This window comes from Ferrovibrio sp. (genome assembly GCF_002796975.1).
Classification (GTDB): domain Bacteria; phylum Pseudomonadota; class Alphaproteobacteria; order Ferrovibrionales; family Ferrovibrionaceae; genus Ferrovibrio.
The window spans coordinates 75,672-99,232 of record NZ_PEKV01000008.1 but is presented as its reverse complement, the minus strand read 5'-3'; the positions used below and the strand labels follow the sequence as shown (position 1 = coordinate 99,232).

22 protein-coding genes are annotated in these 23,561 nt (G+C 63.0%); 5 read left to right on the top strand and 17 right to left on the bottom strand.

Annotation, left to right across the window (positions count from 1 at the left end; genetic code table 11):
* Window positions 1-88 precede the first annotated feature (88 nt).
* The 5 genes from CTR53_RS10680 to dusB all read right to left on the bottom strand — a co-directional run bounded on the left by CTR53_RS10680 (window position 89) and on the right by dusB (window position 7,554).
* A complete protein-coding gene (locus tag CTR53_RS10680; RefSeq protein WP_290812651.1) occupies window positions 89-1,486 on the bottom strand; it encodes a sigma-54 dependent transcriptional regulator in 1,398 nt (465 codons plus the stop codon).
* On the bottom strand, window positions 1,476-3,854 hold the full coding sequence (locus CTR53_RS10675; RefSeq protein WP_290812648.1) for a PAS domain-containing sensor histidine kinase: 2,379 nt from the start codon (window positions 3,852-3,854) through the stop codon (window positions 1,476-1,478). The genes CTR53_RS10680 and CTR53_RS10675 overlap by 11 nt, the downstream gene beginning before the upstream one ends.
* Window positions 3,855-4,001: 147 nt before the next feature.
* Complete coding sequence (gene ntrC / locus CTR53_RS10670; RefSeq protein ID WP_290812646.1) at window positions 4,002-5,450, bottom strand: nitrogen regulation protein NR(I); 1,449 nt, start codon at window positions 5,448-5,450, stop codon at window positions 4,002-4,004.
* Window positions 5,447-6,571, bottom strand: coding sequence for an ATP-binding protein (locus CTR53_RS10665; protein WP_290812643.1), 1,125 nt, complete (start codon window positions 6,569-6,571; stop codon window positions 5,447-5,449). Before CTR53_RS10665 ends, ntrC begins: the two co-directional genes overlap by 4 nt.
* Complete coding sequence (gene dusB, locus CTR53_RS10660) at window positions 6,568-7,554, bottom strand: tRNA dihydrouridine synthase DusB (RefSeq protein WP_290812640.1); 987 nt, start codon at window positions 7,552-7,554, stop codon at window positions 6,568-6,570. The genes CTR53_RS10665 and dusB overlap by 4 nt, the downstream gene beginning before the upstream one ends.
* Window positions 7,555-7,686: 132 nt before the next feature.
* Between dusB and CTR53_RS10655 the strand changes: the two genes are divergently transcribed.
* The 3 genes from CTR53_RS10655 to CTR53_RS10645 are packed head-to-tail and all read left to right on the top strand — an operon-like array spanning window position 7,687 to window position 9,829.
* Window positions 7,687-8,856, top strand: coding sequence for a bifunctional 2-C-methyl-D-erythritol 4-phosphate cytidylyltransferase/2-C-methyl-D-erythritol 2,4-cyclodiphosphate synthase (locus CTR53_RS10655; RefSeq protein ID WP_290812638.1), 1,170 nt, complete (start codon window positions 7,687-7,689; stop codon window positions 8,854-8,856).
* Complete coding sequence (locus tag CTR53_RS10650; protein WP_290812634.1) at window positions 8,853-9,317, top strand: phosphatidylglycerophosphatase A; 465 nt, start codon at window positions 8,853-8,855, stop codon at window positions 9,315-9,317. Before CTR53_RS10655 ends, CTR53_RS10650 begins: the two co-directional genes overlap by 4 nt.
* Before the next feature lie 2 nt (window positions 9,318-9,319).
* Window positions 9,320-9,829 carry a CinA family protein gene (locus CTR53_RS10645; RefSeq protein ID WP_290812631.1) on the top strand — a complete coding sequence of 170 codons (510 nt, stop codon included), beginning with the start codon at window positions 9,320-9,322 and terminating at the stop codon, window positions 9,827-9,829.
* On the opposite strand, the gene CTR53_RS10640 is transcribed toward CTR53_RS10645, so the two are convergent.
* The 10 genes from CTR53_RS10640 to CTR53_RS10595 all read right to left on the bottom strand — a co-directional run bounded on the left by CTR53_RS10640 (window position 9,830) and on the right by CTR53_RS10595 (window position 20,203).
* Window positions 9,830-11,266, bottom strand: a complete 1,437-nt coding sequence (locus tag CTR53_RS10640; protein WP_290812628.1) for a malonyl-CoA decarboxylase — start codon at window positions 11,264-11,266, stop codon at window positions 9,830-9,832. It lies immediately after the preceding gene.
* Between the two features lie 42 nt (window positions 11,267-11,308).
* Entirely contained in the window at window positions 11,309-11,785 is a 477-nt protein-coding gene (locus tag CTR53_RS10635) for a type II toxin-antitoxin system RatA family toxin (protein ID WP_290812625.1), read from the bottom strand.
* Between the two features lie 7 nt (window positions 11,786-11,792).
* Complete coding sequence (gene lipA, locus CTR53_RS10630; protein WP_290812622.1) at window positions 11,793-12,749, bottom strand: lipoyl synthase; 957 nt, start codon at window positions 12,747-12,749, stop codon at window positions 11,793-11,795.
* 88 nt (window positions 12,750-12,837) lie between these two features.
* On the bottom strand, window positions 12,838-14,244 hold the full coding sequence (lpdA, locus tag CTR53_RS10625) for a dihydrolipoyl dehydrogenase (RefSeq protein ID WP_290812619.1): 1,407 nt from the start codon (window positions 14,242-14,244) through the stop codon (window positions 12,838-12,840).
* Window positions 14,245-14,256: 12 nt separating this feature from the next.
* Window positions 14,257-14,964: an SDR family oxidoreductase gene (locus tag CTR53_RS10620; protein ID WP_290812616.1), complete on the bottom strand. Its 708-nt coding sequence runs from the start codon at window positions 14,962-14,964 to the stop codon at window positions 14,257-14,259.
* 10 nt (window positions 14,965-14,974) lie between these two features.
* Complete coding sequence (locus CTR53_RS10615; protein ID WP_290812613.1) at window positions 14,975-16,270, bottom strand: pyruvate dehydrogenase complex dihydrolipoamide acetyltransferase; 1,296 nt, start codon at window positions 16,268-16,270, stop codon at window positions 14,975-14,977.
* A 13-nt stretch (window positions 16,271-16,283) separates the two neighbouring features.
* Window positions 16,284-17,669: a pyruvate dehydrogenase complex E1 component subunit beta gene (locus CTR53_RS10610; protein ID WP_290812611.1), complete on the bottom strand. Its 1,386-nt coding sequence runs from the start codon at window positions 17,667-17,669 to the stop codon at window positions 16,284-16,286.
* 17 nt (window positions 17,670-17,686) lie between these two features.
* Complete coding sequence (gene pdhA, locus CTR53_RS10605; protein WP_290812608.1) at window positions 17,687-18,697, bottom strand: pyruvate dehydrogenase (acetyl-transferring) E1 component subunit alpha; 1,011 nt, start codon at window positions 18,695-18,697, stop codon at window positions 17,687-17,689.
* A gap of 163 nt (window positions 18,698-18,860) precedes the next feature.
* On the bottom strand, window positions 18,861-19,172 hold the full coding sequence (locus CTR53_RS10600) for a septum formation initiator family protein (protein ID WP_290812605.1): 312 nt from the start codon (window positions 19,170-19,172) through the stop codon (window positions 18,861-18,863).
* A 122-nt stretch (window positions 19,173-19,294) separates the two neighbouring features.
* Window positions 19,295-20,203 carry a LysR family transcriptional regulator gene (locus CTR53_RS10595; RefSeq protein WP_290812602.1) on the bottom strand — a complete coding sequence of 303 codons (909 nt, stop codon included), beginning with the start codon at window positions 20,201-20,203 and terminating at the stop codon, window positions 19,295-19,297.
* Window positions 20,204-20,331: 128 nt separating this feature from the next.
* On the opposite strand from CTR53_RS10595, the gene CTR53_RS10590 reads away from it, so the two are divergent.
* Window positions 20,332-21,069: an SDR family oxidoreductase gene (locus tag CTR53_RS10590; protein WP_290812599.1), complete on the top strand. Its 738-nt coding sequence runs from the start codon at window positions 20,332-20,334 to the stop codon at window positions 21,067-21,069.
* A gap of 21 nt (window positions 21,070-21,090) precedes the next feature.
* Window positions 21,091-21,324 carry a 4-oxalocrotonate tautomerase family protein gene (locus CTR53_RS10585; protein ID WP_290812596.1) on the top strand — a complete coding sequence of 78 codons (234 nt, stop codon included), beginning with the start codon at window positions 21,091-21,093 and terminating at the stop codon, window positions 21,322-21,324.
* 205 nt (window positions 21,325-21,529) lie between these two features.
* Here the strand turns inward: CTR53_RS10585 and CTR53_RS10580 are convergent, their stop codons facing one another.
* Both CTR53_RS10580 and eno read right to left on the bottom strand, forming a co-directional pair.
* Window positions 21,530-21,871 (bottom strand): hypothetical protein, encoded by a 342-nt coding sequence (locus tag CTR53_RS10580; protein WP_290812593.1) that lies wholly within the window; start codon window positions 21,869-21,871, stop codon window positions 21,530-21,532.
* Between the two features lie 11 nt (window positions 21,872-21,882).
* Window positions 21,883-23,163: a phosphopyruvate hydratase gene (gene eno / locus CTR53_RS10575; RefSeq protein WP_290812590.1), complete on the bottom strand. Its 1,281-nt coding sequence runs from the start codon at window positions 23,161-23,163 to the stop codon at window positions 21,883-21,885.
* Window positions 23,164-23,561: the final 398 nt, after the last annotated feature.

Here is a 23,561-nt window from a genome sequence, read left to right as displayed (position 1 = left end):
TTCGTTGCCTTCGGCGGCAAGCTGGCGCGCGATGGTGGACCCGACCAGGCCGGCGCCGCAGACAATGACTTTCATGGCGCGACCATTCCTAGCCGCCGTTGCGGTCGAGAGTGATCACTCCGAGCGCCTTCAGCTTGCGGTGCAGCGCCGAACGTTCCATGCCTATGAAGCTGGCGGTGCGCGAAACATTGCCGCCGAAACGGGTGATCTGCGCCAGCAGGTATTCGCGCTCGAACATCTCGCGTGCATCGCGCAGCGGCAGGCCCATCACCTCGGTAGTGGTTTCAGGCCGCAGCGCCACCGGCGGCGTGGCACCGAGATCGGACGGCATCATATCGGCATGGATCGCCGCGTTCTTCTGGTCGGCCGGCAGCATGATCAGCAGACGGGCGATGGCGTTACGCAGCTCGCGCACATTGCCGGGCCATTCGGCGGACTGCAGGGCGAGCAGTGCATCTTCGGCTAGCTCCCGCACCGAGACACCCTGACGCTGGGCCTCGATCAGGATGAACTGTCTGGCCAGCATCGGAATATCTTCGCGGCGGTCGCGCAATGCCGGCACTTTCAATGGGACGACATTAAGGCGATGGAACAGATCCTGCCGGAACTGGCTCTGCCCGACGCGCACCGTCAGATCATGCACCGTGCCAGATATAATGCGCACATCGACCTGCACTCGGGTGCGGCCGCCGACGCGCTCGAAGCTCTGCTCGGTCAGCACGCGCAGCAGCTTGGCCTGCGCCTCGGGCGACATCTCCGCCACTTCGTCGATGAACAGTGTGCCGCCATGCGCCTCTTCCAGCACACCGATCTTGTGCTGGCGCTGGCCATTGATCTGTTCTTCGATGCCAAACAGTTGACGCTCGATGCTGTCTGCCGTCATCGCAGCCACGTTCAGCAGCACGAAAGGCCCGCCGGCGCGGCGCGAGCGTTGATGCAGCAGCCGCGCGACCAGTTCCTTGCCCGCACCCGGCGGGCCGGAGATCAGTACGCGGCTATTGGTCGGCGCGATCCGTTCGATGGCCTGACGCAGGGCGACGATGGCCGGCGACGCACCGATCAGTTCGGCGATATTGCCTGAGCGCTGGCGCAAGTCTTCGTTCTCGCGCTTGAGGCGCGCCTGTTCCAGCGCGCGCTCGACCAGCAGCAGCAGGCGGTCGCTCTTGAAAGGCTTCTCGATATAGTCGTAGGCGCCACGTTTGATCGCCGATACGGCGGTTTCGATATTGCCGTGGCCCGAAATCATGATCACTGGCACACTGCTGTGATCCCGCATGATACGGTCGAGGATTTCCAGCCCGTCCATCTTGCTGCCCTGCAGCCAGATGTCGAGGATCACCGCACTCGGCCGCCGCGCTTCCAGTTCGCGCAACGCACCGTCGGAATCTCCCACCATACGGGTTTCGTAGCCCTCGTCCTGCAGGATACCTGCAATCAGATTACGAATGTCCGCTTCGTCATCGACGATGAGAATGTCACGCGCCATGACCGCCCGACCCTAACAACTTCCGCACTGTGGTTTGTGATTCCGCGCTAACAGAGGCTGCCGCGTTTTCCGCCGGCAGATCGCCGGACAGGACGCCCGGCAGGTGAATGCGCGCCAAGCTACCATTTTTCAGCGCCGGATCAAACAGCGTGGCATCGGTCAGCGCAATGGTGCCACCATGCTCCTCGATGATCTTTTTCACGATGGCAAGGCCAAGTCCGGTTCCCTTGGTACGCGTGGTGACATAAGGCTCGAACAGGCGATCGCGATTTTCGACCGGCAGACCGCGGCCATTGTCCAGCACCGTGATATCCGCCACGACGCCATTCACGCGCAGGCCGACGGAAATATGGCCGAGCGGCGGGGTCAAACCGGGCACGCGGTCGCGCCCGTCAATGGCATCCACCGCATTCTGCAGGATATTGGTGAACACCTGCGCCAGCTGGCGAGCATCCACATTCATACGCACCGGCGTCGACGGCAGGTCCATATCGAACTGGATATCCGAGCGAGCCACCTGCTGCAGGAACACGCCCTGGCGTAGCAGCTGGGTCAGGTCTTCCTCGCGATAGACTGGCCGCGGCATGCGCGCAAAGGTGGAAAATTCATCCACCATACGGCCGATATCGCCAACCTGGCGGATGATCGTATCCGTGCACTGGGCGAAGATTTCCGGATCGGTCTGCACTTCCTTCATGTACTTACGCTTCAGCCGCTCGGCCGAAAGCTGGATCGGAGTGAGCGGATTTTTGATTTCATGCGCAATGCGGCGCGCGATATCGGCCCAGGCTGCATTGCGCTGCGCCGCCACCAGTTCGGACACATCATCGAAAGTGGCGACATAGCCGAGCAGTTCGTTGTCGGTGACTTCGCGCGCAACACGCACCAGCAGCGTGCGCGCGCCATCGCCACGCTGCACCACCACCTGCCCGCGTTCGACACCTTCGGCCGGACGCTGCTCCAGCCGATTGAACAATTCCGCCATCTCCGGCGCGACTTCGACGAACGGCCGCCCGACCATATCGCCAAAGCTTTGCTGCAACATCATCTGCGCTGACGGATTGGGCAGTGTCACCATACCCTGCGGATCGACACCGATCACGCCGGCCGACACGCCGGACAATACGGTTTCGGTAAACCGGCGACGTTCATCCAGCTGGCGGTTCGCGGCGATCAGTTCCGCCTGCTGCGCGGCCAGCTGTCCGGTCATGCGATTGAAGGTACGGCCCAGTGTGGCAATTTCATCTTCATCGGCGCGCTCGGTGACACGCGCCGACAGATCGCCACCGCGGATGCGTTCGGCCGCAGTCACCACTTCGCCGATCGGTGTGACGAGGCGATTGGCGATCAGCAAGGCGAACCAGATGGCTGCCAGCAGCAGCAGCAGCGAAACCAGCAGGAACAGGATGGCGAAGTTAATCTCCAGCGTGGCACGGGCGCGTTCCAGACGGTTGTACTGCTGCGCCGCCTGCCGTGTGCGCTCCAGTTCCGCCTGCACCTTAGCATCGATGAAGCGACCAACATAAAGATAGGCATCGAGATAGCCGTCGAGTCGCACCAGCGCGCGCACACGATCATCGGTTTCGGCGGTAATGATCACCACCTGGCCGGCATTGGCATCCTCGATGGCGCGCGGCGGCACACGGTCGAATTCCATCAGCAGACTGAGCTCGTTACGAGCAAGGATTTCGCCTGTCGAAGTAAACACGATGGCCTCGCCCAGGCCGCGGATACGCGAGAGCTGGCGCACCGCCTGCTGGAAGGCATAGGGGTTGCGTGTCAGGTTCGGCGCGGCACGGTTAAGATCGACCGCCATGGCCAGTACGTCGGCGCGGATGGTCTTGCGGTGCTCCTGGATATAGGCCTCGGCAATCGCCACCGACGCGTTCACAGCAGCATTGACGCGTTCGCTGAACCAGGTCTGCAGGCCGAGATTGAAGAACAGCACGGCGAACAGTGTCATCAACACGGTCGGCAACGCCGTGACGCCGGCGAACAGCATCACCATGCGGGCGTGCAGGCGCGAGCCGGCCGCACCACGCCGGCGCTGCATCCACAGTACCACCATGCGACGGGCGACAAGGCTGGTCAGACTGAGCAGGATGATCAGGTCGGCCAGCAACAGGATCTGGACTTCGCGCGGCGTCAGGTCGCGGTTGGCGCCTGGTGTCATCGCCAGATAGGTCAGTGTACCGGCCACCAGCGCTGCAATGGCGAGCGCGATCTCAAGCTGGCGCAACAGGTGGTGTCGGCGCGACCAGTCGAGCAGACTACGCAGCAGCCGGCGGCCCGGCGTGACAGTCTCAACTGTCGCGCCAGAGGCGTCGCCGGAAGCGGGACTGGTCTCGCCTGCCCTGTCGGGGGTCATGCCCAGTGAGATATTCTGTGAATCGAATACGCGGCCATCGGCAGATCATAGCCTAGCTGCAGCCGGCCGGCACCCGTTCCGGGGCTGTCGCCTAACCGGTTTAAGGCCGGCTTTCCGGCCGATTCCCGAACCGGAATGCAACCGGGCCTATTTCAGGCCCCGGATCACCTGGATGTTATGGTCGCGGATCTTCTTGCGTAGCGTATTGCGGTTCAGGCCCAGCATATGCGCGGCCTTGATCTGGTTGCCCCGGGTCGCTGCCAGGCTGAGCGAGATCAACGGGATTTCCAGTTCGCGCAGCATACGGTCATACAGGCCCGGCGGCGGCAGGTCGTCGCCCTGGGCCGAGAAGAACGTGGTCAGGTGCCGCTCGATGCTGCCCGTGAGGGTTTCTTCCTCGCTCGGCTCGGCGCTGCGCGGCGCCTGCGGCGGCTCGGCCAGTTCGGTCTCGATCACCTCAAGGCCGATCACGTCGTCGGCATAGAGCGCGGCCAGGCGGCGGACCAGGTTTTCGAGTTCACGCACATTGCCGGGCCAGCGATAGCGGCGGATGCGCTCCATCGCATCGGCCGAGATCGTCTTGGTCGGCAAGCCCTGTGCGGCCGACTGATTCAGGAAATGGCGCACCAGATCCGCGATGTCGTCGCTGCGCTCGCGCAGCGGCGGCAGGCGCAGCGGCACAACGTTGAGGCGGTAGAACAGATCTTCGCGGAACAGGCCCTGGTTCACCGCCTGCCGCAGGTCGCGGTTGGTGGCGGCAACAATGCGTACATCGGTGCGGATCGGCGTGCGGCCACCTACCGTGGTGTATTCGCCCTGCTGCAGCACGCGCAACAGACGCGTCTGGGCTTCGATCGGCATGTCACCGATTTCATCAAGGAACAGTGTGCCGCCCTCGGCCTGTTCAAAACGGCCGGCATACCGATTGGCCGCGCCGGTGAAAGCGCCTTTTTCATGGCCGAACAATTCGGATTCAATCAGTTCGCGCGGGATCGCGGCCATGTTGAGGGCGACGAACGGCCCGTTGCGGCGCTTGCCGTAATCGTGCAGCGCACGCGCTACCAGCTCCTTGCCAGTGCCGCTCTCGCCATAGATCAGCACGGTGAGGTCGGTGCCCATCAGGCGCGCCATCACACGGTAGATTTCCTGCATTGCCGGCGAGCGGCCGATCAGCGGCAGCTTCTCTTCGTCCGCGGCCGCTTCGGCTTCTTCTGACAGCACCGGCTTGGGCTGGTTCATCGCGCGTTCGACCACGCGCAGCAGTTCTTTCAGGTCAAACGGCTTGGGCAGATAATCGTAGGCGCCGCGTTCGGCCGCCTTGACGGCGGTCAGCAGCGTCTTCTGCGCGCTCATCACGATGATCGGCAGTTCAGGGCGGATCCGCTTCAGGCGCGGTAGCAGGTCGAGGCCGTTCTCGTCGGGCATCACCACATCGGTGATGATCAGCTCGCCCTCGCCTTCCGACGCCCAGCGCCAGAGCGTGGCAGCATTGCCGGTCGAGCGCACCTGATAGCCGACGCGGCCCAGCGCCTGATCCAGGACGGTGCGGATCGAGCGATCATCGTCGGCAACGAGAATGGTGCCCTTGTTACTCATTCGTCAAACTCTCCGGCTTCATCCGCCCCCAGGCTGTGAACTGGCAGGCGGGCACTGAAAACTGTCCGGCGCGGGCGACTGTCACATTCGATGACGCCGCCGTGATCGCCAATGATCTTGGCAACCAATGCAAGACCGAGGCCAGAACCGCTGACCTTGGTGGAGACGAAAGGATCGAACAGGTAAGGGCGGATGTCCTCGGGCACGCCGGGGCCGTTATCCTGCACCGTCACCTCCAGTGGCAGGTGCAGACGCTCGCGCGACCCGCCCACAGCGAGTCGCACGCCATGGCGGTACGCCGTGGTGAGGATGATCTCCCCATTCGGATCGTCGCCCAGCGCCTCGGCCGCGTTTTTCACCAGATTGAGGAAGACCTGCACCAGCTGGTCGCGGCTGCCATTCACAGGTGGCAACGAGGGATCGTAGCGTTCGACAAAACGCACGGTCTTGCCGAAACCGGCCTGCGCCACCTTGCGCACATGTTCCAGCACCTGGTGGATGTTCACCGGACCGCGCTCAATGCGCTTGTCGGAAAACACTTCCATGCTGTCGACCAGCGCACAGATGCGGTCGGTCTCATCGCAGATCAGGCGCGTCAGTTCGCGGTCGGCCTGGCTGCAATTGGCTTCGAGCAATTGCGCCGCGCCTCGGATGCCGCTGAGCGGATTTTTCACTTCATGCGCCAGCACGGCGGCCATACCGGTAACAGACCGGGCTGCGCCGCGATGGGTCAGCGCGCGGTCGATCCTGGCCGCCATGGTGCGCTCGTCCAGCCGCACGATCACATGGTCCTGCGCTTCCGGCACCGGTGAAACCTGCACATCGACCAGCCGTTCGCCGATGCGTGGCGAGCCGAGGTCGACGTCGTATTCCGCCACGCTGTAGCGCTCGCGGAATACCTGCGCAAACAGCTGCAGCACCGGGCTGCCGAACGGCACCAGATCGCGCAGGTTCTGACGGCACAGCACGGCCGCGCCGCTGTCGAAGAACTGTTCCGCGGCAGGATTGGCGTAAGAGATGTCGCCCTGGCGGCCGACAACGAGGATGGGATTGGGAATGGCGCCCAGTACCTGGGCAGCGTCGATGGCGTTACTTTCGTAGCTGTCTGCCGACGCCATCATGCAGCCAGCCGGTCCAGCTGCGGCGCATAGAAATCATGGATCGCATCGCGGACCCGATGCGGCTCTTCCAGCTGCATGATGCGGGTGCGGAAGTCGGCCGAGCCCGGCAGGCCCTTGGAATACCAGGCGACATGCTTGCGGCCGATCTTCAGGCCGGTCGAGACGCCGTAATGAGCCAGCATGGCGTCGTAATGCTCCAGCACAGTGGTCTGCTGCTCGGCCAGCGCCGGGTCGGGCAGACGTTCGCCGGTCTTGAGGAATTCGATCACCTGGCGCAGGAACCACGGCCGACCATAGGCACCGCGGCCGATCATCACGCCATCGGCGCCTGAATGCTCCAGTGCAGTCTTGGCTTCGTCCAGCGTGGTGATATCGCCATTGACGATCACCGGCAGCTTGGTAGCTTCCTTCACCTTGCGCACGAAGGCCCAATCGGCATGGCCGTTATATAACTGATTGCGCGTGCGACCATGCACGGTGAGCATCCGGATGCCCTCGCCTTCAGCGATCTTCGCCAGTTCCGGCGCATTGCGGTTGGCATCGTCCCAGCCGGTACGCATCTTCAAGGTCACCGGCAGCTTCACGGCCTTCACGGTCGCGGTCAGCAGCGTCCTGGCATGCTCGAGGTCGCGCATCAGTGCGGAACCGGCATGGCCGTTGACCACCTTCTTCACCGGGCAGCCCATGTTGATGTCGATAATGGCGGCGCCGCTGTCTTCATTCAGCTTCGCAGCCTCGGCCATCACATGGCCTTCGCAGCCGGCAAGCTGCACCGACATCGGGAATTCTTCCGGCACATTCTCGGCCATCTTCAGCGACTGGCGCGAGGCGCGCACCATGGCTTCGGAAGCGATCATTTCAGAGACGACGAGGCCTGCACCGCTGCGTTTGACGAGGCGGCGGAACGGCAGGTCCGAGACTCCCGACATGGGAGCCAGGATGACCGGATCAGCGATGGTGACGGGACCGACGTGAATGCTCATTTTTTACACAATTCTTGGGATTGCCCAGTTGTTGGTCAGAATAATGAGTTTTTTACTGCGCTGCAACATCCTTCCGAATGCCGCCACACCCGGCCTTTGCCTCGCCGATCCGGCTCGGTTAGGTTGCCTGAGATGACAACCGCCGCGCTGATCGTTGCGGCCGGTCGCGGCAGCCGCGCCGGCGGAGAAAAACCCAAGCAGTACCAAATGCTTGGGGGAAAGCCCTTGTTGCGCTACAGCCTTGAGACCCTGCTGGGGTACGCGGCTGTAGCACGGGTCGCGGTTGTGATCCACCCCGATGATTCGCAGGCCTATGCCGAGGCCATCGGCGATCTGACCGGCCATCCCCGCCTCTCTCCGCCCAGCCTGGGTGGTGCCGCCCGGCAGGACAGCGTCCGGCTCGGCTTGGAGGCTTTGGCACAGGATCAGCCCAATCATGTGCTTATTCATGATGCAGCACGCCCATTTATTAGGCATATTCATATTGACCGCCTGATCGAGATGCTGGCCCAGGCTCCCGGCGCCGTGTTGGCCATCCCGGTGGTCGATACCTTGAAACGTGATGACGGCGGCTATGCCCGCAGCGGCGTGGAGCGTCAGGGCCTGTGGCGGGTTCAGACCCCGCAAGCGTTTCGCTTCGCCGATATCCTGACCGCGCATCGGCAATGCGCCGGCCTGGCGCTGACCGACGATGCCGCGGTCGCCGAACAGGCCGGCCTCGCTGTGAAGCTGGTGCCGGGCAGTGAGGAGAATTTCAAAGTGACCGAACCGGATGACTTCGCCCGTGCCGAACGCCAGCTGATGCAGCGGCTGGGCGATATCCGCACCGGCCAGGGGTTCGACGTGCATGCCTTCAGCGACGAGGCCGGTCGAAAGCTGACCATCGGCGGCCTGGTGATCCCGCATGACAAGGGCCTCGCCGGCCATTCCGATGCCGATGTCGCGCTGCATGCGCTGACCGATGCGATCCTCGGCGCATTGGGCGACGGCGATATCGGCCAGCATTTCCCACCGTCTGACTCGCGCTGGAAGAATGCTGACAGCGCTGCCTTCCTGAAATATGCCGTCGATCTGGTGACGAAGCGCGGCGGCATGCTGGCGCATTGCGATGTCACCATCATCTGCGAGGCACCGAAGATCGGGCCGCATCGCGACGCCATGCGCGCACGCATCGCGGTGATCGCCGGTGTCACGATCGACCGTGTCAGCGTGAAAGCGACGACGACGGAAAAACTCGGCTTCACCGGCCGGCGTGAAGGCATCGCCGCGCAGGCCATCGCAACCGTACGGCTGCCAGCATGAACATGTACGCGCTGCCCTTCGTACTCTGCACCTGGTTCGGCCTCGGCAAGATGAAGCCGGCGCCGGGCACCTGGGGCTCGGCCGGGGCGCTGCCGTTCGCGTGGTTCCTGCAGATCTATGGCGGCTGGTGGGCGGTTGCTGTTGCGGCCGCGGTGATCGCCCTGGTCGCACTCTGGGCGATCCGGCTGTTCCTCGTCCGCTGGCCCGGCGAGGATCCGGGCGAAGTGGTGATCGACGAAGTGGCCGGTCAGTGGCTGACACTGATCTTCGTGCCGCCCGATCCGGTACTGTATCTGATCGGCTTTGCTGTCTTCCGTTTCTTCGACACGACGAAAATCTGGCCGGCCTCCTGGGCCGATAACACCCTGACCGGCGCCCCGGGCGTGCTGATCGACGACCTCTTCGCCGGACTCTACGGCATGATCGTCATGCTGCTGGTCGTACATTTCTTCTGGGCCTGATCATGGACGACACTCTGCTTCGCCTCGCCGAAACCCTGCTGCAACGCTGCCGCGACGCGAAGGTGATGCTGGCCACGGCGGAATCCTGCACTGGCGGGCTGATCGCGGCCACGCTGACCGAGATCGCCGGCTCGTCGGATGTGGTCGAGCGCGGCTATGTCACCTACTCGAACGATGCCAAGATTTATGCGCTCGGCGTGCCGGCCGAGATCGTCGCCGGCCATGGCGCGGTTTCTGAACCTGTCGCGCGTGCGATGGCGGAAGGTGCCTTGCGCAAGAGTAATGCCGATATCGCGATTGCCTGCACCGGCATCGCCGGTCCCGGCGGCGGTACACCGACCAAGCCGGTCGGGCTGGTGCATATCGCAGTCGCCGCGCATGGCCAGGAAACCATGCATCAACGCATGACCTATGGCGAGACTGGCCGCAGCGCCGTACGCCTCGCCACGGTGGAAGACGCGCTCAACCTCGCTGGCGAAATGCTCTCGCAGATGATCGCCAGCAAAGACTGATCAGAAGTCAGCCTGGCGGCGCACCTCGCCCGAGGCGGCAATCGTGCCATCGTGCACGAAGCGCTCATGATTCTGGTCGATATCGTCCAGCCGGTAAAGATAGTTCACCATCAGGCCGGCCGACTGTTTCAGGCCGTTACGCGAACGGTCGCCCATCCAGTTAAGGCGATACACTTCGGCGCCGTTGCTCAAATGAAAACGCGCCACCGGATCGAGCGGCTTGTTCTTCTTGTCGGTGCTGAGCAGGTAGCGCGCACTCAGCCGCAGCAGAACCGGCTTCAGCGCATCGGTCAGCGCTGCATTGTCGGTCCAGGCGTGATCCTTCAGCAGCGTCGGCAGCATACCCTTGGCAAACCGCTGGCCCAGCGCATGGCTCAGATCGTCACGGGCGCGCCCATCGACCAGATCGGGTGTGCCCTCGGTTACCGTCTCTTCCAGCCATTTGCGGAAACCGGGGATCGGCGACAAGGTCGAGAACTGCTTCAGATTCGGCAGGTCGCGACTGAGATCATCCACCACGCGCTTGATCAGGAAGTTGCCAAACGAAATGCCGCGCAGGCCGGTCTGCGTGTTGGAAATCGAATAGAAGATCGCCGTGTCGGCCTCCTGCGGGTCCATCACCGGCTGCGCCTGATCAAGCAACGCCTGCACATTGCCGGCTATGCCCCTGACCAGCGCGACCTCGACGAAGATCAACGGCTCCAGCGGCATGCGTGGATGGAAGAAGGCGTAGCAGCGCCGGTCGGCATCGAGCCGGTTGCGCAGGTCGTCCCAGCTTTCGATGGCATGCACGGCTTCGTAGGCGATCAGCTTTTCCAGCAAAGCCGCAGGGCTATTCCACGAGATGCGCTGCAGTTCGAGGAAGCCAACATCGAACCAGCCCACGAACAGGTCTTCCAGACCAGCCTCGACGATGGCCAGCTCGGGTGCTTCCTTGCGGAAGCGCAGGGCGTCGGCGCGCATGTCGACCAGGAATTTCACGCCCTGCGGCAGCGCCGTGAACTGGGTGAGCAGCCGCTGTCGCGGCGGCGTCAGCGCCGCCCGCAACACGCGCTGCGCCTTGTGCCGGGTTGCCGGCTCGGCGGCACGCTGCACATCGGCGATGGCCTTGTCCAAGGCCACTTCATCGGCGGAGAAACCATTGGCCAGTGCCTGCAGGAAGGCCTTCTTGCCGGCATCGTCGAAACCCAGATAGAGCCGACCGAGCGCCGCCGCACGGGCGCGGGCCGACACTTCACCGCCCCGCGCTTCCAGACATTCGACGAACAATGCGCGCAGGCGTTCGACGCCTTTCGGATCGGTCAGGCCGTCACGGGCCAGTTGGGCAGTTTCGTCGCCGCCGGCAATACCGCGCCAGGCGCCGACCAGGCTGCGCAGGCCGCGCTCCAGCAACGTGCCGGAAATCGAGATATTGGGAAGCGTAGGCAAGGCCACCATACTGAACTCCTTCAAGGGTTCAGCAGTAACGGCCGAACCGGGTCAGAGTGCCGTGATCGTAGCATTGGGCGGCAGGGATAATCCATTCTCGCCGTAAAGCTGCTTCGCCCGCGTCTCAAAGGCGGCAACCATGCGTTTGACGGCTTCGTTGAACAGCAGCTCGATGGTTTTTTGCAGCAATTTCGAACGAAACTCGAAATCGACATAGAACTCGATCTCGCAGCCCTGCGGATGCGGGTGGAAGATCCAGTGATTCTTCAGGTATTTGAATGGCCCGTCGGTATATTCGACGTCGATCCGCCTGCCCTCGGGGTCGAGCGTCACCCGGCTGGTGAAGCGTTCGCGGAACACCTTGAAGCCGATGATCAGATCGGCCACCACCATATTGGTGGTGCGCTCACGAATGCGGGCACCGACACACCAGGGCAGGAATTTCGGATAGTGTTCAATCCCGGCAACCAGCGCATACAGCTGGTCGGGCCGATACGGCAGGATGCGTTTTTCGGCGTGGGTCGGCACAGGCTGCTTAAGCCGACTTGGCCGCGAACTTGGCTTCGCGAGCGGCGCGCAGACGGGCAAAGTCGTCGCCGGCGTGATGCGAAGAGCGCGTCAGCGGCGAGGCTGACACCATCAGAAAACCCTTGGCATTGGCGATCGTGGTATAGGTGGCGAACTCATCGGGCGTGACGAAGCTCTTCACCTCGGCATGCTTGCGGGTCGGCTGCAGATACTGGCCGATGGTGATGAAGTCGACATCGGCGGCGCGCATGTCATCCATGACCTGCATGATCTCGATCTTCTCTTCGCCCAGGCCCACCATCAAGCCAGACTTGGTGAACATCGCCGGATCGAGTTCCTTCACTCGCGCCAGCAGTTGCAGCGAATTGAAATAGCGCGCGCCCGGCCGGATGTTCGGATAGAGCCGCGGCACAGTCTCGAGATTGTGGTTGAAGACGTCCGGCCTGGCGGCGACCACCGCCTCGATGGCGCCGGGCTTGCGGATGAAATCGGGCGTGAGAATCTCAATCGTGGTGGTGGGCGAAGCCTTGCGGATTTCTTCGATGGTGCGGATGAACTGCATCGCACCGCCATCCTCCAGATCGTCGCGGTCGACCGAGGTGATCACCACATGATGCAGGCCGAGCTGGCCGACAGCCTCCGCGACATTCTTCGGCTCATCCGGGTCAGTCGGCAGCGGCTTGCCGGTGGCGACATTGCAGAAGGCGCAGGCCCGGGTGCAGATCGCGCCCAGGATCATGAAGGTGGCGTGTTTCTGCTTCCAGCATTCGCCCAGATTCGGACAGGCAGCTTCTTCGCAGACGGTATGCAGCTTCAGTTCGCGCATCAGCCGGCGCGTCTCGGCGGCTTCCGCCGAGGTTGGCGCTTTTACGCGGATCCAGTCCGGCTTGCGCAGCATCGGCGTGTCGGGCTTGTGAGCCTTCTCGGGATGGCGGACCGGCAGGGGATGAACGTTGATGGTCACGACTGAACCCTTTTACCTACCACTGGGACTGAGGTAGCGCCCAGGCAGTATACAGAAAAGCCCCCGCCTGGGCACCAGCCCGGGAATCCTAGAAATTCAGCGCCTTGCCGTAAGCGTCCAGCACCGATTCATGCATCATTTCCGACAGTGTCGGATGCGGGAAAATGGCATGCATCAGCTCGGCTTCCGTTGTTTCCAGCGTCTTGGCAATACCGAAACCCTGGATCATCTCGGTCACTTCGGCGCCGATCATATGGGCGCCGAGCAGCTCGCCGGTCTTCTTGTCGAACACCGTCTTGACCAGGCCTTCCGGCTCGCCCAGCGCGATGGCCTTGCCATTCGCCATGAAAGGATAGCGGCCGACGCGAACCTCGTGGCCCTTGGCCTTGGCCGCCGCCTCAGTCAGGCCGACGCTGGCGATCTGCGGCGTACAATACGTGCAGCCCGGAATGTTGGAGACGTTGAGCGGATGTACGTCCTTCTCGCCAGCGATCTTCTCGACGCAGATCACGCCTTCATGGCCAGCCTTGTGCGCCAGCCAGGGCGGGCCGGTCAGGTCGCCGATGGCATAGATGCCCGGCTCCGCCGTGCGGCTGTATTCATCCGTCACCACATGGGTCTTCTCGACCTTCACTTTGGTGGTCTCAAGCCCGATGTTTTCAACATTGCCGACAATACCGACGGCGAGGATCACGCGCTCGACCGTGATCTCGGATTCCTTGCCGGCCTTGTCCTTCAGCACGGCGGTGACGGTATCGATGCCCTTCTTGAGCGCCGTCACAGTCGTGCCGAGATGGATTTTCATACCCTGCTTCTCGAAAGCCTTTTTGGCCAGGCCCGAGATTTCCTCATCCTCGACCGGCAGCACGCGGTCCATCACTTCGACGACAGTGACGTCCGACCCAAGCTGGCGATAGAAGCTGGCGAATTCGATACCGATGGCGCCCGAGCCGATGACGAGCAGGCTCTTCGGCAGCGCCGGCGGCACCATGGCTTCCTTGTAGGTCCAGACCAGCTTGCCATCTGGCTCCAGGCCGGGCAGCGATCGCGCACGCGCGCCGGTGGCGAGGATGATGTGCTTGGCGGTCAGCTCGGCGACCGGCTTGTCATCCTTGGTGACTTTCACCTTGCCGGCACCATTGAGAATACCATGGCCGTCGAAGACCGTGATCTTGTTCTTCTTCATCAGGTGCTTCACGCCGCCCGACAGCTGCGCGGCCACCTTGCGCGACCGCTCGACCACCTTCTTGGTGTCGATGCTGACTTTGCCTTCGACGGTGAAACCGAAAGCTTCGGCATGTTTGATGTTCGAGTAAATCTCCGCCGAGCGCAGCAAAGCCTTGGTCGGGATACAACCCCAGTTCAGGCAGATGCCGCCAAGATGCTCGCGTTCGATGATCGCGGTCTTCATGCCGAGCTGGGCGCCGCGGATGGCGGTGGTGTAGCCGCCCGGGCCGCTGCCGACGACGATCAGATCGAAACTGGTATCAGCCATGGGAGCCTCTTCTCAAACAGACCGCGTGATGCCGCCGTCGACGCGGATATTCTGACCGGTGATGTAGCTTGCCTGCTCCGACAGCAGGAAGGCGACGGTGTCTGCGATCTCGCGCACCGTGCCGTAGCGTTTCATCGGAATGCGCGCGACGCGCTCGTCCTTGGCCGGCAGACTGTCGATGAAGCCGGGCAGCACATTGTTCATGCGAATGCCCTGCGCCGCATACTGGTCGGCATAGACTTTCGAGAATGCCGCCACCGCGGCGCGCACTGGGCCCGAGATCGGGAAATCGCTTTCAGGCTCAAACGTCGCGTAGGTCAGCAGGTTGACGAAAGCGCCGCCCGTCTTCTGCTGCAGCATCACTGGCGTCACCAGCCGCACCATGCGGATCACTGCCAGATGCACCAGTTCGAACCCGGTGGTCCAGGCAGCGTCATCTAGTTCGAGCAGCTTGCCCTTGGGCGGATGGCCGGTGTTGTTCACCACCGCATCGATCCGGCCGTATTTCGAGAGCGTGAGATCGACCAGCGCCTTGACGTCTTCCGCCCTGGCATTCGATCCCGCCGTGCCGACGCCACCGAGACTCTCGGCGAGAGTCTTGGCGGCGCCCGAGGGCGACATCGCCGCGACTTTATAGCCGTCAGCGGCGAGCTTCTTCAGGATGCCGGCGCCCATACCCTTGCCGGCGCCGGTAACGATTGCGACTTTCGCTTCAGCCATCGTCACTGCCTCACAGCAGCATGGTGAGCGGGTCGTCGATGAAGCCCTTGAAGGCCTGCAGGAACTGCGCGCCCACCGCGCCGTCCACCGCGCGATGATCGACCGACAGCGTGCAGGTCATGATCGTGGCGGGCACGATCTGGCCGTTCTTCACCACTGGACGCTGTTCGCCCATGCCGATGGCAAGGATGCAGCCCTGCGGCGGATTGATCACCGCCTCGAACTGCTTGATGCCGAACATGCCGAGATTCGAGATCGAGAAGGTGCCGCCCTGGAATTCGTCAGGCTTCAGCTTGCCATCGCGGGCGCGGGCAGCAAGGTCCTTCATCTCGCTCGCAATCTGCGTCAGGCCCTTGCCCTCTGCCTGCTTGATGATCGGGGTGATCAGGCCGTTCGGTGTCGCCACGGCGACGGAGATATCGGCATGTTCGTAATACATCATGCCGCTATCGTCATAAGAGGCATTGGCGGTCGGTACTTTCTTCAGGGCCAGCGCCACGGCACGGATGACAAAATCATTCACGCTGATCTTGGCATCGGTCTTGTCGTTGAGCCGCTTGCGAAGCGACAGCAGCTCGTCGATCTCGGTGTCGATGGTCAGATAGAAATGCGGCACCGTCTGCTTGGACTCGGTCAGGCGGCGCGCGATGGTCCTGCGCATCCCCGACAACGGTTCCAGCTTGTAGGGCATCTTGAGCAGGTCGGCGAGTTGACGCGCGCCGGGGCCGCTGGCCACCGGAGCCGCTGTCTTGCCGGCCGCAGCCGCCGGAGCTGCTGCGCTGCCTTTCGGGGCCTTCTCCACGTCGGCCTTGACGATGCGGCCATGCGGACCGCTGCCCTGCACGGCTTTCAGGTCGATGCCGGCCTGGTCGGCCATACGGCGGGCCAGCGGGGAGGCGAAGACGCGATCACCGCTTTTCGCAGCGGGCGCGGGAGCAGCAGCCGGTTTTTCGGCGGCCTTCGGTGCCTCGGCCTTCTTCTCTTCCTGCTTCGGAGCCTCAGCCTTGGGCTCAGGCTTCTTCTCTTCCTTCTTCGGTGCAGCCTTCACGTCAGAGGCGCTTTCGCCCTCTTCCAGCAGCACGGCAATCGGCGTGTTCACAGCAACGCCCTCAGAGCCTTCGGCGACCAGGATCTTGCCGAGCTTGCCCTCGTCGACGGCTTCGAATTCCATCGTCGCCTTGTCGGTCTCGATCTCGGCAATGATGTCACCGGCCTTGATCTCGTCGCCTTCCTGCTTGTGCCACTTGGCCAGCTTGCCCTCGGTCATCGTGGGCGAGAGGGCCGGCATCAGGATATCGATCGGCATCCTTCGGCCCTCCTTACTTGCGGTAGCAGACGGCTTTCGCCGCTGCGACGATTTCCGGCACCGTGACCAGCGCCAGCTTTTCCAGATTGGCGGCATAGGGCATCGGCACATCCTTGCCATGCACGCGCACCACCGGCGCATCGAGATGATCGAAGGCCTTTTCCATGATCACGGCGGCGATTTCGGCGCCGATGCCAGACTGCGGGAAGCCCTCCTCCACCGTGACGATGCGGTTGGTCTTCTGCACCGACCTGATGATGGTCTCGTGGTCCATCGGGCGGATGGTGCGCAGGTCGATCACCTCGGCCTCGATGCCCTCTTCCGCCAGCTTCTCGGCCGCCGCCAGCGCATGGCCGACCGCGATGGAATAACCCACCAGCGTGACATCCTTGCCTTCGCGAGCGACACGCGCCTTGCCGATCGGCACGACGTAATCGTCCAGTTTCGGCACCTCGAAGCTGCGACCGTAGAGGATTTCGTTTTCCAGGAAGATGACAGGATTCGGATCGCGGATCGCCGCCTTGATCAGGCCCTTGAAGTCGGCAGCAGAATATGGCGCCACCACTTTCAGGCCCGGGATATGCGAATACCAGGCAGCATAGCATTGCGAATGCTGCGCGCCGACGCGGGCCGCAGCGCCGTTCGGGCCGCGGAACACGATGGGGCTGCCCATCTGGCCACCCGACATATACAGCGTCTTGGCCGCCGAATTGACGATCTGGTCGATGGCCTGCATTGAGAAGTTAAACGTCATGAATTCGACGATCGGACGCAAGCCGCCGAAAGCGGCGCCGACACCGAGACCGGCAAAGCCCTGCTCGGTGATCGGCGTATCGATCACGCGGTCGGGGCCGAATTCATCCAGCATGCCTTGGCTGATCTTGTAGGCACCCTGATACTGCGCCACTTCCTCGCCCATCAGGAAAACCTTGGGGTCGCGGCGCATCTCTTCCGACATGCCTTCGCGGATCGCCTCGCGCACCGTCATCGACACGAACTGCGTGCCTTCGGGAATGGCGGGGTCTTTCAGCTCAGGTGCAGGCGTCTTTGCCGCGGTGACTGCGGACTCGACGGCCTTGGTTTCTTCCGGCTGCTTCTTTTCAGCCTTGGGAGCTTCGGCCTTTTTCTCTTCTTTCTTCGCCGGCGCAGCCTCTTCGCCTTCGCCACGGAGCGACGCAATCGGCGTATTCACGGCAACGCCTTCGCTGCCCTCGGCGACCAGGATCTTTTCCAGCACGCCTTCATCGACGGCTTCGAATTCCATCGTCGCCTTGTCGGTCTCGATCTCGGCGATGATGTCGCCGGCCTTGACCTCGTCGCCTTCTTTTTTATGCCACTTGGCCAGCTTGCCCTCGGTCATCGTGGGCGACAGGGCCGGCATCAGGATTTCAATCGACATCGTTTTCTCTCCCGGCCTTAAGCTTCGACGTAGACGTCAGTCCAGAGCTCCGACGGATCGGGCTCGGGGCTTTCCTGCGCGAAGTCGGCGGCCTGCTGGACGATGTCCTTGACCTGCTTGTCGATGGCTTTCAGCGCGTCTTCATCCACCATCTTGTTGCCGAGCAGCAACGCACGCACCTGGTCGATCGGATCATGCTCGGCGCGCATCTTGGTCACTTCATCCTTGCTGCGGTATTTCGCCGGATCGGACATCGAATGGCCGCGATAGCGATAGGTCATCATTTCGAGGATCACGGGCCCCTTGCCGGCGCGGCAATGCGCCACGGCCTCTTCGCCAGCTTCCTTCACCGCGACGACGCTCATGCCGTCGACCTGGCGACCCTGGATGCCGAAGCTTTCGCCGCGCTTGTGCAGCGCCGGCTGCGCCGAGGAGCGCGCCACCGAGGTGCCCATGGCATACTGGTTGTTCTCGATCACGTAGATGACCGGCAGCTTCCACAGCTCGGCCATATTGAAGCTTTCGTAGACCTGGCCCTGATTGGCCGAGCCGTCGCCGAAATAGCAGAAGGTGACGTTGTCGATCTTGTTGTAGCGCTGGGCGAAGGCGAGGCCGGTGCCGAGCGGCACCTGGGCGCCGACGATGCCGTGGCCGCCGTAGAAATGCTTCTCGCGGCTGAACATGTGCATCGAGCCGCCCTTGCCCCTGGAATAGCCGCCGGCACGACCGGTCAGTTCAGCCATCACGCCTTTCGGGTCCATGCCGGTCGCCAGCATGTGGCCGTGATCGCGGTAGGAGGTGATGACGGCATCGCCGAGCTTGGCGCAGGCCTGCAGGCCGACAACGACAGCTTCCTGGCCGATATAGAGATGGCAGAAGCCGCCGATCAGGCCCATGCCGTATAACTGGCCGGCCTTCTCTTCGAAGCGGCGGATCAGCAGCATGTCGCGGTAATACTGGAGCAGTTCCTTGGCCGGCGGCAGTTTGCCGCCCTTGGCCGCGTCCGCGGCTTTGCCCGGTTTCGCCATCGTTTCTCTCCCGACTGACCTTACGTCATTTGCCACAGCTAACACCGTCAGGCGTCGAATGGCGAGCGGAAGATTATGGCTAACTCTGGTTAAAACAAGGATTTTCTGGTAATTAACTGAACTTCAGTTAAATAGCGAAATTCCGTTGCGGGGAAGCCGGTATTTAGCGCCCGAGTATTACCCGGTCGCCCGGCTTGATCAGCCCCAGGATCTTTTTTCCCTGCTCTTCCAGCATATCGGCATCAAGGCCACTGGCGCGCAGCAGGCCGACCCGATGCTCCAGGGTCTGGCGCTCCGCCGTCACTTCGGCGAGGGCGGCCCTGGTGTCGCGGATCTGCAGGGTCAGGCGGGTATAGGCATTGATGCCGTGCTCGCCTTCCATCGCGTGGTAGGCGAAGTAGCCGATGGCGGCGAAACAGATCACCGGCACGATGGCGGCAAGGGAATGACGGCGAATTTCGCGGACAGCACTCATGGTGATTCGCAGGGAATCACAGCCGAGTCGCGGGGTCAAACCTTTTCCGAGTCGGTCGCAAGATTCTCACAGGAGAGTCAAAGGGCTAGGCGGGATTCCCGAGAGGCCGCGCCAGGCTGGGGTCAAAGCCGGCCCATGTGGCGGAATTCGGCCTTGAGCCGCGGCAGAGCGTAATCGACGAAGGCCCGCACTTTGGGTACCGCCAGCCGCCCCTCAGGGGTGATCAGATGCACCGGCCAGGCCGAGGCATCGGCCTGCGGCAGCACCGCAACCAGCCGGCCATCGGCGATCTCCCGGGCCACCTGATAGGAAAACACCCGGATCAGGCCTCGCCCCTCGATGGCGGAATCAGCCGCCGCCTCCACGGTGTTCACAATCAGGCGCGGCTGCATGCGCACCTGCTGCTGCACCCCGTCCGGGGTCTGGAAGCCCCAGAGCTCCTGCCCGAAGGCGGTCATGCAGATACAGTCCTGCTCGGCCAGATCCTCCAGCCCGCAGATCGGCGGGCGCGCCGCGAGATAGCCCGGCGATGCGCAGATCACACGGCGCACTTCACCCACCCGCAATGCGATCAGACTTGAATCCGGAAGATGCGCAATCCGCAGGCCGATATCGACGCCCTCATCCACCAGGTTCACCTGGCGATCGAGCAGCAGCAGTTTCGCCTTCACGGCCGGATAGGCATCCAGAAACCCGTCCAGGATCGGCCGCAGCACGCGCGCGCCGCTGACCAGCGGACCTGTCAGCGTCAGCAGGCCACGCGGCGCCGCGCCCTCGCCCGCTGCCGCCAGGTCGGCCTCCTCCAGATCGCTGAGCAGGCGGCGACAGGCCGCAGCATAGCGCTCGCCCGCCTCGCTGAGACGAATGGTGCGCGTCGTTCGGTGCAGCAGCTGGACGCCGACATGGGCTTCAAGATCATCAATGGCGCGCGATACCGCCGCCGGCGAGCGCCCCAGCTGGCGCGCGGCCGCGCTGAGGCTGCCGGCATCCAGCGCGGCGACGAAAGTCCGCATGGCGGAGAGCTGATCCATACTTTTGCGTATCATGCAAAAGTATATTTCGTACAGTGATTATTCTCCCAAATTCAGCAAAGGCCTACCTGTCCCTCACCGACGCCCGAACGGGGGCCGTCCCCAGACGAGAAAGAGAGACAGATGTCATGACTGCAGAGAACAAGGTCGCCATCATTACCGGCGCGTCCCAGGGTATCGGCGCCGGCCTGGTGCAGGGTTTCCGCGCGAAGGGCTACCGCGTGCTGGCCAATTCGCGCGGCATCACGCCGGCCTTCGCGAAGGGCGATGAGGGCATTGTCACGGTCGCCGGCGATATCGGCGACCCGCGCACCGCCGACCGGATCCTGCAGACCGCGATGGCGCAGTTCGGCCGCGTCGACACGCTGGTCAACAATGCCGGTATCTTCTTCTCCAAGCCCTTTACCGATTTCACGCTGCAGGATTACGAAACGATGCAGTCGGTGAATGTCGCCGGCTTCTGGCATGTCTCGCAGCGCGTGGCCGCGCAGATGCTGCGTCAGGGCAACGGTAATATGGGCAGCGGCCATATCGTCAGCATCACCACCAGCCTGGTCGACATGCCGGTGGCCGGCGTGCCGGCGGCGCTCACCGCCCTGACCAAGGGCGGACTGAATGCGGTGACGCAGGCGCTGGCGATCGAATATGCCGGCCGCGGCCTGCGCGTGAATGCGGTCTCGCCTGGCATCATCGACACGCCGATGCACACGCCGGACAGCCATGAATTCCTCGCCGCCATGCATCCGATCCGGCGGCTGGGCAAGGTGGAAGAGATCGTCGAGGCCGTGCTGTATCTTGAAGGCGCGCAGTTCGTTACCGGCGAGGTGCTTCATGTCGATGGCGGCGTTCAGGCCGGCCGCTGGTAACTTTGATCAGGGAGACAGAAAATGCCGTATGTGAATATCCAGATCACCCGCGAAGGTAACGCCAAAGCTTCGCATACCACGCCCGAGCAGAAGGCCGAGCTGATCAGGGGCGTCAGCCAGTTGCTCCTCGATGTGCTGAACAAGCCGCTGGACGCCACCTTCGTGGTGATCGACGAAGTCGAGATGGAGAACTGGGGTGTCGGTGGATTGCCGGTGGCGGAATACCGCAGGCAGCAGGCAGCGAAACGCGGCTAGTTTCACGTCCCCGCACGGGAGGAGCGAACTATCTTTCCGGCATGCGCTCCTCCCGCGCCTTCGCCAGCCGGACGCGGCCTGCAGCCTGATCGAGGATCAGCTTACTGGGTCTCTGGATCGTCGCCTCGCGCGCCTGCGGGCTGGACATCAGCGAGCATGACGAGACCGGCCCGCATTTCATGCCGCATATGTTTGAGTAAATACCTCAGCGGCACTTCACCAGACGACGGTCGGATTCAATCGTCTCGTCGAAGGCGACGAGGCGCGTCGGCGTATAATCGAGAATGATCAGTGCCAGTTCGCGATCCGGCTCCTGCTCGTCCAGCAGGATGATGCGGTCGCGGCCAGTGCGGTATTTGCCGCTACGCGGCTGGTTGTCGTCGAGCGTCGAGTTGAAGCTGCCATCGCTCTCAAAGGCGATGGCCTCGGTGTCGCAGCGGCTCTGGCTGACCGCCCATTTGCCGGCGACCGAAATAGACTGCGCCGCCGCGCCGGCCGAAACCAGCGCGACGGCGAGTGCGATGATGATTACCCCCCGGCTCACCATCGTCTGTCTGCTTAGCGGCCCTTCAGGACCGAGAGGCCCGGATATTTGGCGGCGACATCGAGCTGCTGCTCGATGCGGATCAGCTGGTTGTATTTCGCCATGCGATCCGAGCGCGCCAGCGAGCCGGTTTTGATCTGGCCGCAGTTGGTGGCCACGGCAAGGTCGGCAATCGTGTTGTCTTCGGTCTCGCCCGAGCGATGCGACATCACGGCACGATAGCCGTTCTTGTGCGCCAGCTCCACGGCTTCCAGCGTCTCCGACAGCGTGCCGATCTGGTTGACCTTCACGAGGATGGCGTTGCCGACACCCTGCCTGATGCCATCGGCGAGGCGCTTCGGGTTGGTCACGAACAGATCGTCGCCGACCAGCTGGCACTTGGCACCGATCGTGTCGGTCAGTTCCTTCCAGCCCTTCCAGTCGTCTTCGGCCATGCCGTCTTCGATCGAGACGATCGGATAGTCGCCGACCAGTTTGGCCCAGTACTTGACCATATCGCTCGGGGACAGCTTCAGGTTCTCGCCGTCGAGGTGATACTGGCCGTCCTTGAAGAATTCGGTGCTGGCGGCATCCAGAGCGATCATCACATCCTTGCCGGCCTTGTAACCGGCAGCCTCAATGGCCTGCATGATGAAGTCGAGCGCGCCGCGGGTGCTCGGCAGGTTCGGCGCAAAGCCGCCCTCGTCGCCCACATTGGTATTGTGGCCGGCATCCTTCAGCTTCTTCTTCAGCGTATGGAAGATTTCCGCGCCGGTGCGCACGGCATCGGCGAGGCTTGGCGCCGCCACCGGCATGATCATGAATTCCTGCACGTCGATGGGGTTATCAGCATGCGCGCCGCCATTGATGATATTCATCATCGGCACCGGCAGGATATGCGCGGCCGCGCCGCCCACGTAACGGTACAGCGGCAGGTCGGCTTCCTGGGCGGCCGCCTTGGCGACGGCCATCGACACGCCAAGGATCGCGTTGGCACCGAGGCGCGCCTTGTTCGGCGTGCCGTCGAGATCGATCATGGTGCGGTCGATCTTGAGCTGGTCGCTGGCCTCGAAGCCGGCGATGGCATCGAAGATTTCGACATTGGCGGCATCGACCGCCTTGAGCACGCCCTTGCCGAGATAGCGTTTCTTGTCGCCATCGCGCAGTTCGACGGCTTCATGCGCACCGGTCGAGGCACCCGAGGGAACGGCGGCACGGCCCATGGCGCCACTCTCCAGCACGACATCCACTTCCACGGTGGGATTGCCACGGCTGTCGAGAATTTCGCGCGCCAGGATATCGGTAATGCCGCTCATGTCCGGGGGTCCTCTTTAAGCTGAAATCGGGCAGAAAAGACGGGCCAAAGGGATAGCCCGGCGGGGGGCTTGGGGCAAGGGGTGCAGCACATCCCGGCGGTGGCAAGATGGGGATAAATGGCGGGGATTTCCTTTGTTCCGTCATGCCCGGGCTTGACCCGGGCATCCCATTTGCTCCCAAGGAAAATGGGGCCCGCGGATCAAGTCCGCGGGTGACAATTTTCGTGAACGAACCAACACCCCCACCACCGCCATGCTCGGGCTTGCCCCGAGCATCCATCTCCATTGCGGCTGGGTCATGGCCGGGCAGAACCGGCAGATGGACCCTCGGGTCAAGCCCGAGGGTGACGATCTGTGTGAGAAGTGCGCAACACCCAACTGTCATGGCCGGGCTTGAC

Excerpts from the sequence above, each read along its gene's own strand:
- CTR53_RS10650 (WP_290812634.1), top strand. The coding sequence starts at position 8,853 with ATGAACATGTACGCGCTGCCCTTCGTACTCTGCACCTGGTTCGGCCTC.
- CTR53_RS10680 (WP_290812651.1), bottom strand. The coding sequence starts at position 1,486 with ATGGCGCGTGACATTCTCATCGTCGATGACGAAGCGGACATTCGTAAT.
- lpdA (WP_290812619.1), bottom strand. The coding sequence starts at position 14,244 with ATGGCTGATACCAGTTTCGATCTGATCGTCGTCGGCAGCGGCCCGGGC.
- CTR53_RS10600 (WP_290812605.1), bottom strand. The coding sequence starts at position 19,172 with ATGAGTGCTGTCCGCGAAATTCGCCGTCATTCCCTTGCCGCCATCGTG.
- CTR53_RS10665 (WP_290812643.1), bottom strand. The coding sequence starts at position 6,571 with ATGATGGCGTCGGCAGACAGCTACGAAAGTAACGCCATCGACGCTGCC.
- CTR53_RS10595 (WP_290812602.1), bottom strand. The coding sequence starts at position 20,203 with ATGGATCAGCTCTCCGCCATGCGGACTTTCGTCGCCGCGCTGGATGCC.
- CTR53_RS10655 (WP_290812638.1), top strand. The coding sequence starts at position 7,687 with ATGACAACCGCCGCGCTGATCGTTGCGGCCGGTCGCGGCAGCCGCGCC.
- dusB (WP_290812640.1), bottom strand. The coding sequence starts at position 7,554 with ATGAGCATTCACGTCGGTCCCGTCACCATCGCTGATCCGGTCATCCTG.
- CTR53_RS10590 (WP_290812599.1), top strand. The coding sequence starts at position 20,332 with ATGACTGCAGAGAACAAGGTCGCCATCATTACCGGCGCGTCCCAGGGT.
- ntrC (WP_290812646.1), bottom strand. The coding sequence starts at position 5,450 with ATGAGTAACAAGGGCACCATTCTCGTTGCCGACGATGATCGCTCGATC.
- eno (WP_290812590.1), bottom strand. The coding sequence starts at position 23,163 with ATGAGCGGCATTACCGATATCCTGGCGCGCGAAATTCTCGACAGCCGT.
- CTR53_RS10580 (WP_290812593.1), bottom strand. The coding sequence starts at position 21,871 with ATGGTGAGCCGGGGGGTAATCATCATCGCACTCGCCGTCGCGCTGGTT.
- pdhA (WP_290812608.1), bottom strand. The coding sequence starts at position 18,697 with ATGGCGAAACCGGGCAAAGCCGCGGACGCGGCCAAGGGCGGCAAACTG.
- CTR53_RS10585 (WP_290812596.1), top strand. The coding sequence starts at position 21,091 with ATGCCGTATGTGAATATCCAGATCACCCGCGAAGGTAACGCCAAAGCT.
- CTR53_RS10645 (WP_290812631.1), top strand. The coding sequence starts at position 9,320 with ATGGACGACACTCTGCTTCGCCTCGCCGAAACCCTGCTGCAACGCTGC.
- CTR53_RS10610 (WP_290812611.1), bottom strand. The coding sequence starts at position 17,669 with ATGTCGATTGAAATCCTGATGCCGGCCCTGTCGCCCACGATGACCGAG.
- CTR53_RS10615 (WP_290812613.1), bottom strand. The coding sequence starts at position 16,270 with ATGCCGATCGATATCCTGATGCCGGCCCTCTCGCCCACGATGACCGAG.
- CTR53_RS10620 (WP_290812616.1), bottom strand. The coding sequence starts at position 14,964 with ATGGCTGAAGCGAAAGTCGCAATCGTTACCGGCGCCGGCAAGGGTATG.
- CTR53_RS10640 (WP_290812628.1), bottom strand. The coding sequence starts at position 11,266 with ATGGTGGCCTTGCCTACGCTTCCCAATATCTCGATTTCCGGCACGTTG.
- CTR53_RS10675 (WP_290812648.1), bottom strand. The coding sequence starts at position 3,854 with ATGACCCCCGACAGGGCAGGCGAGACCAGTCCCGCTTCCGGCGACGCC.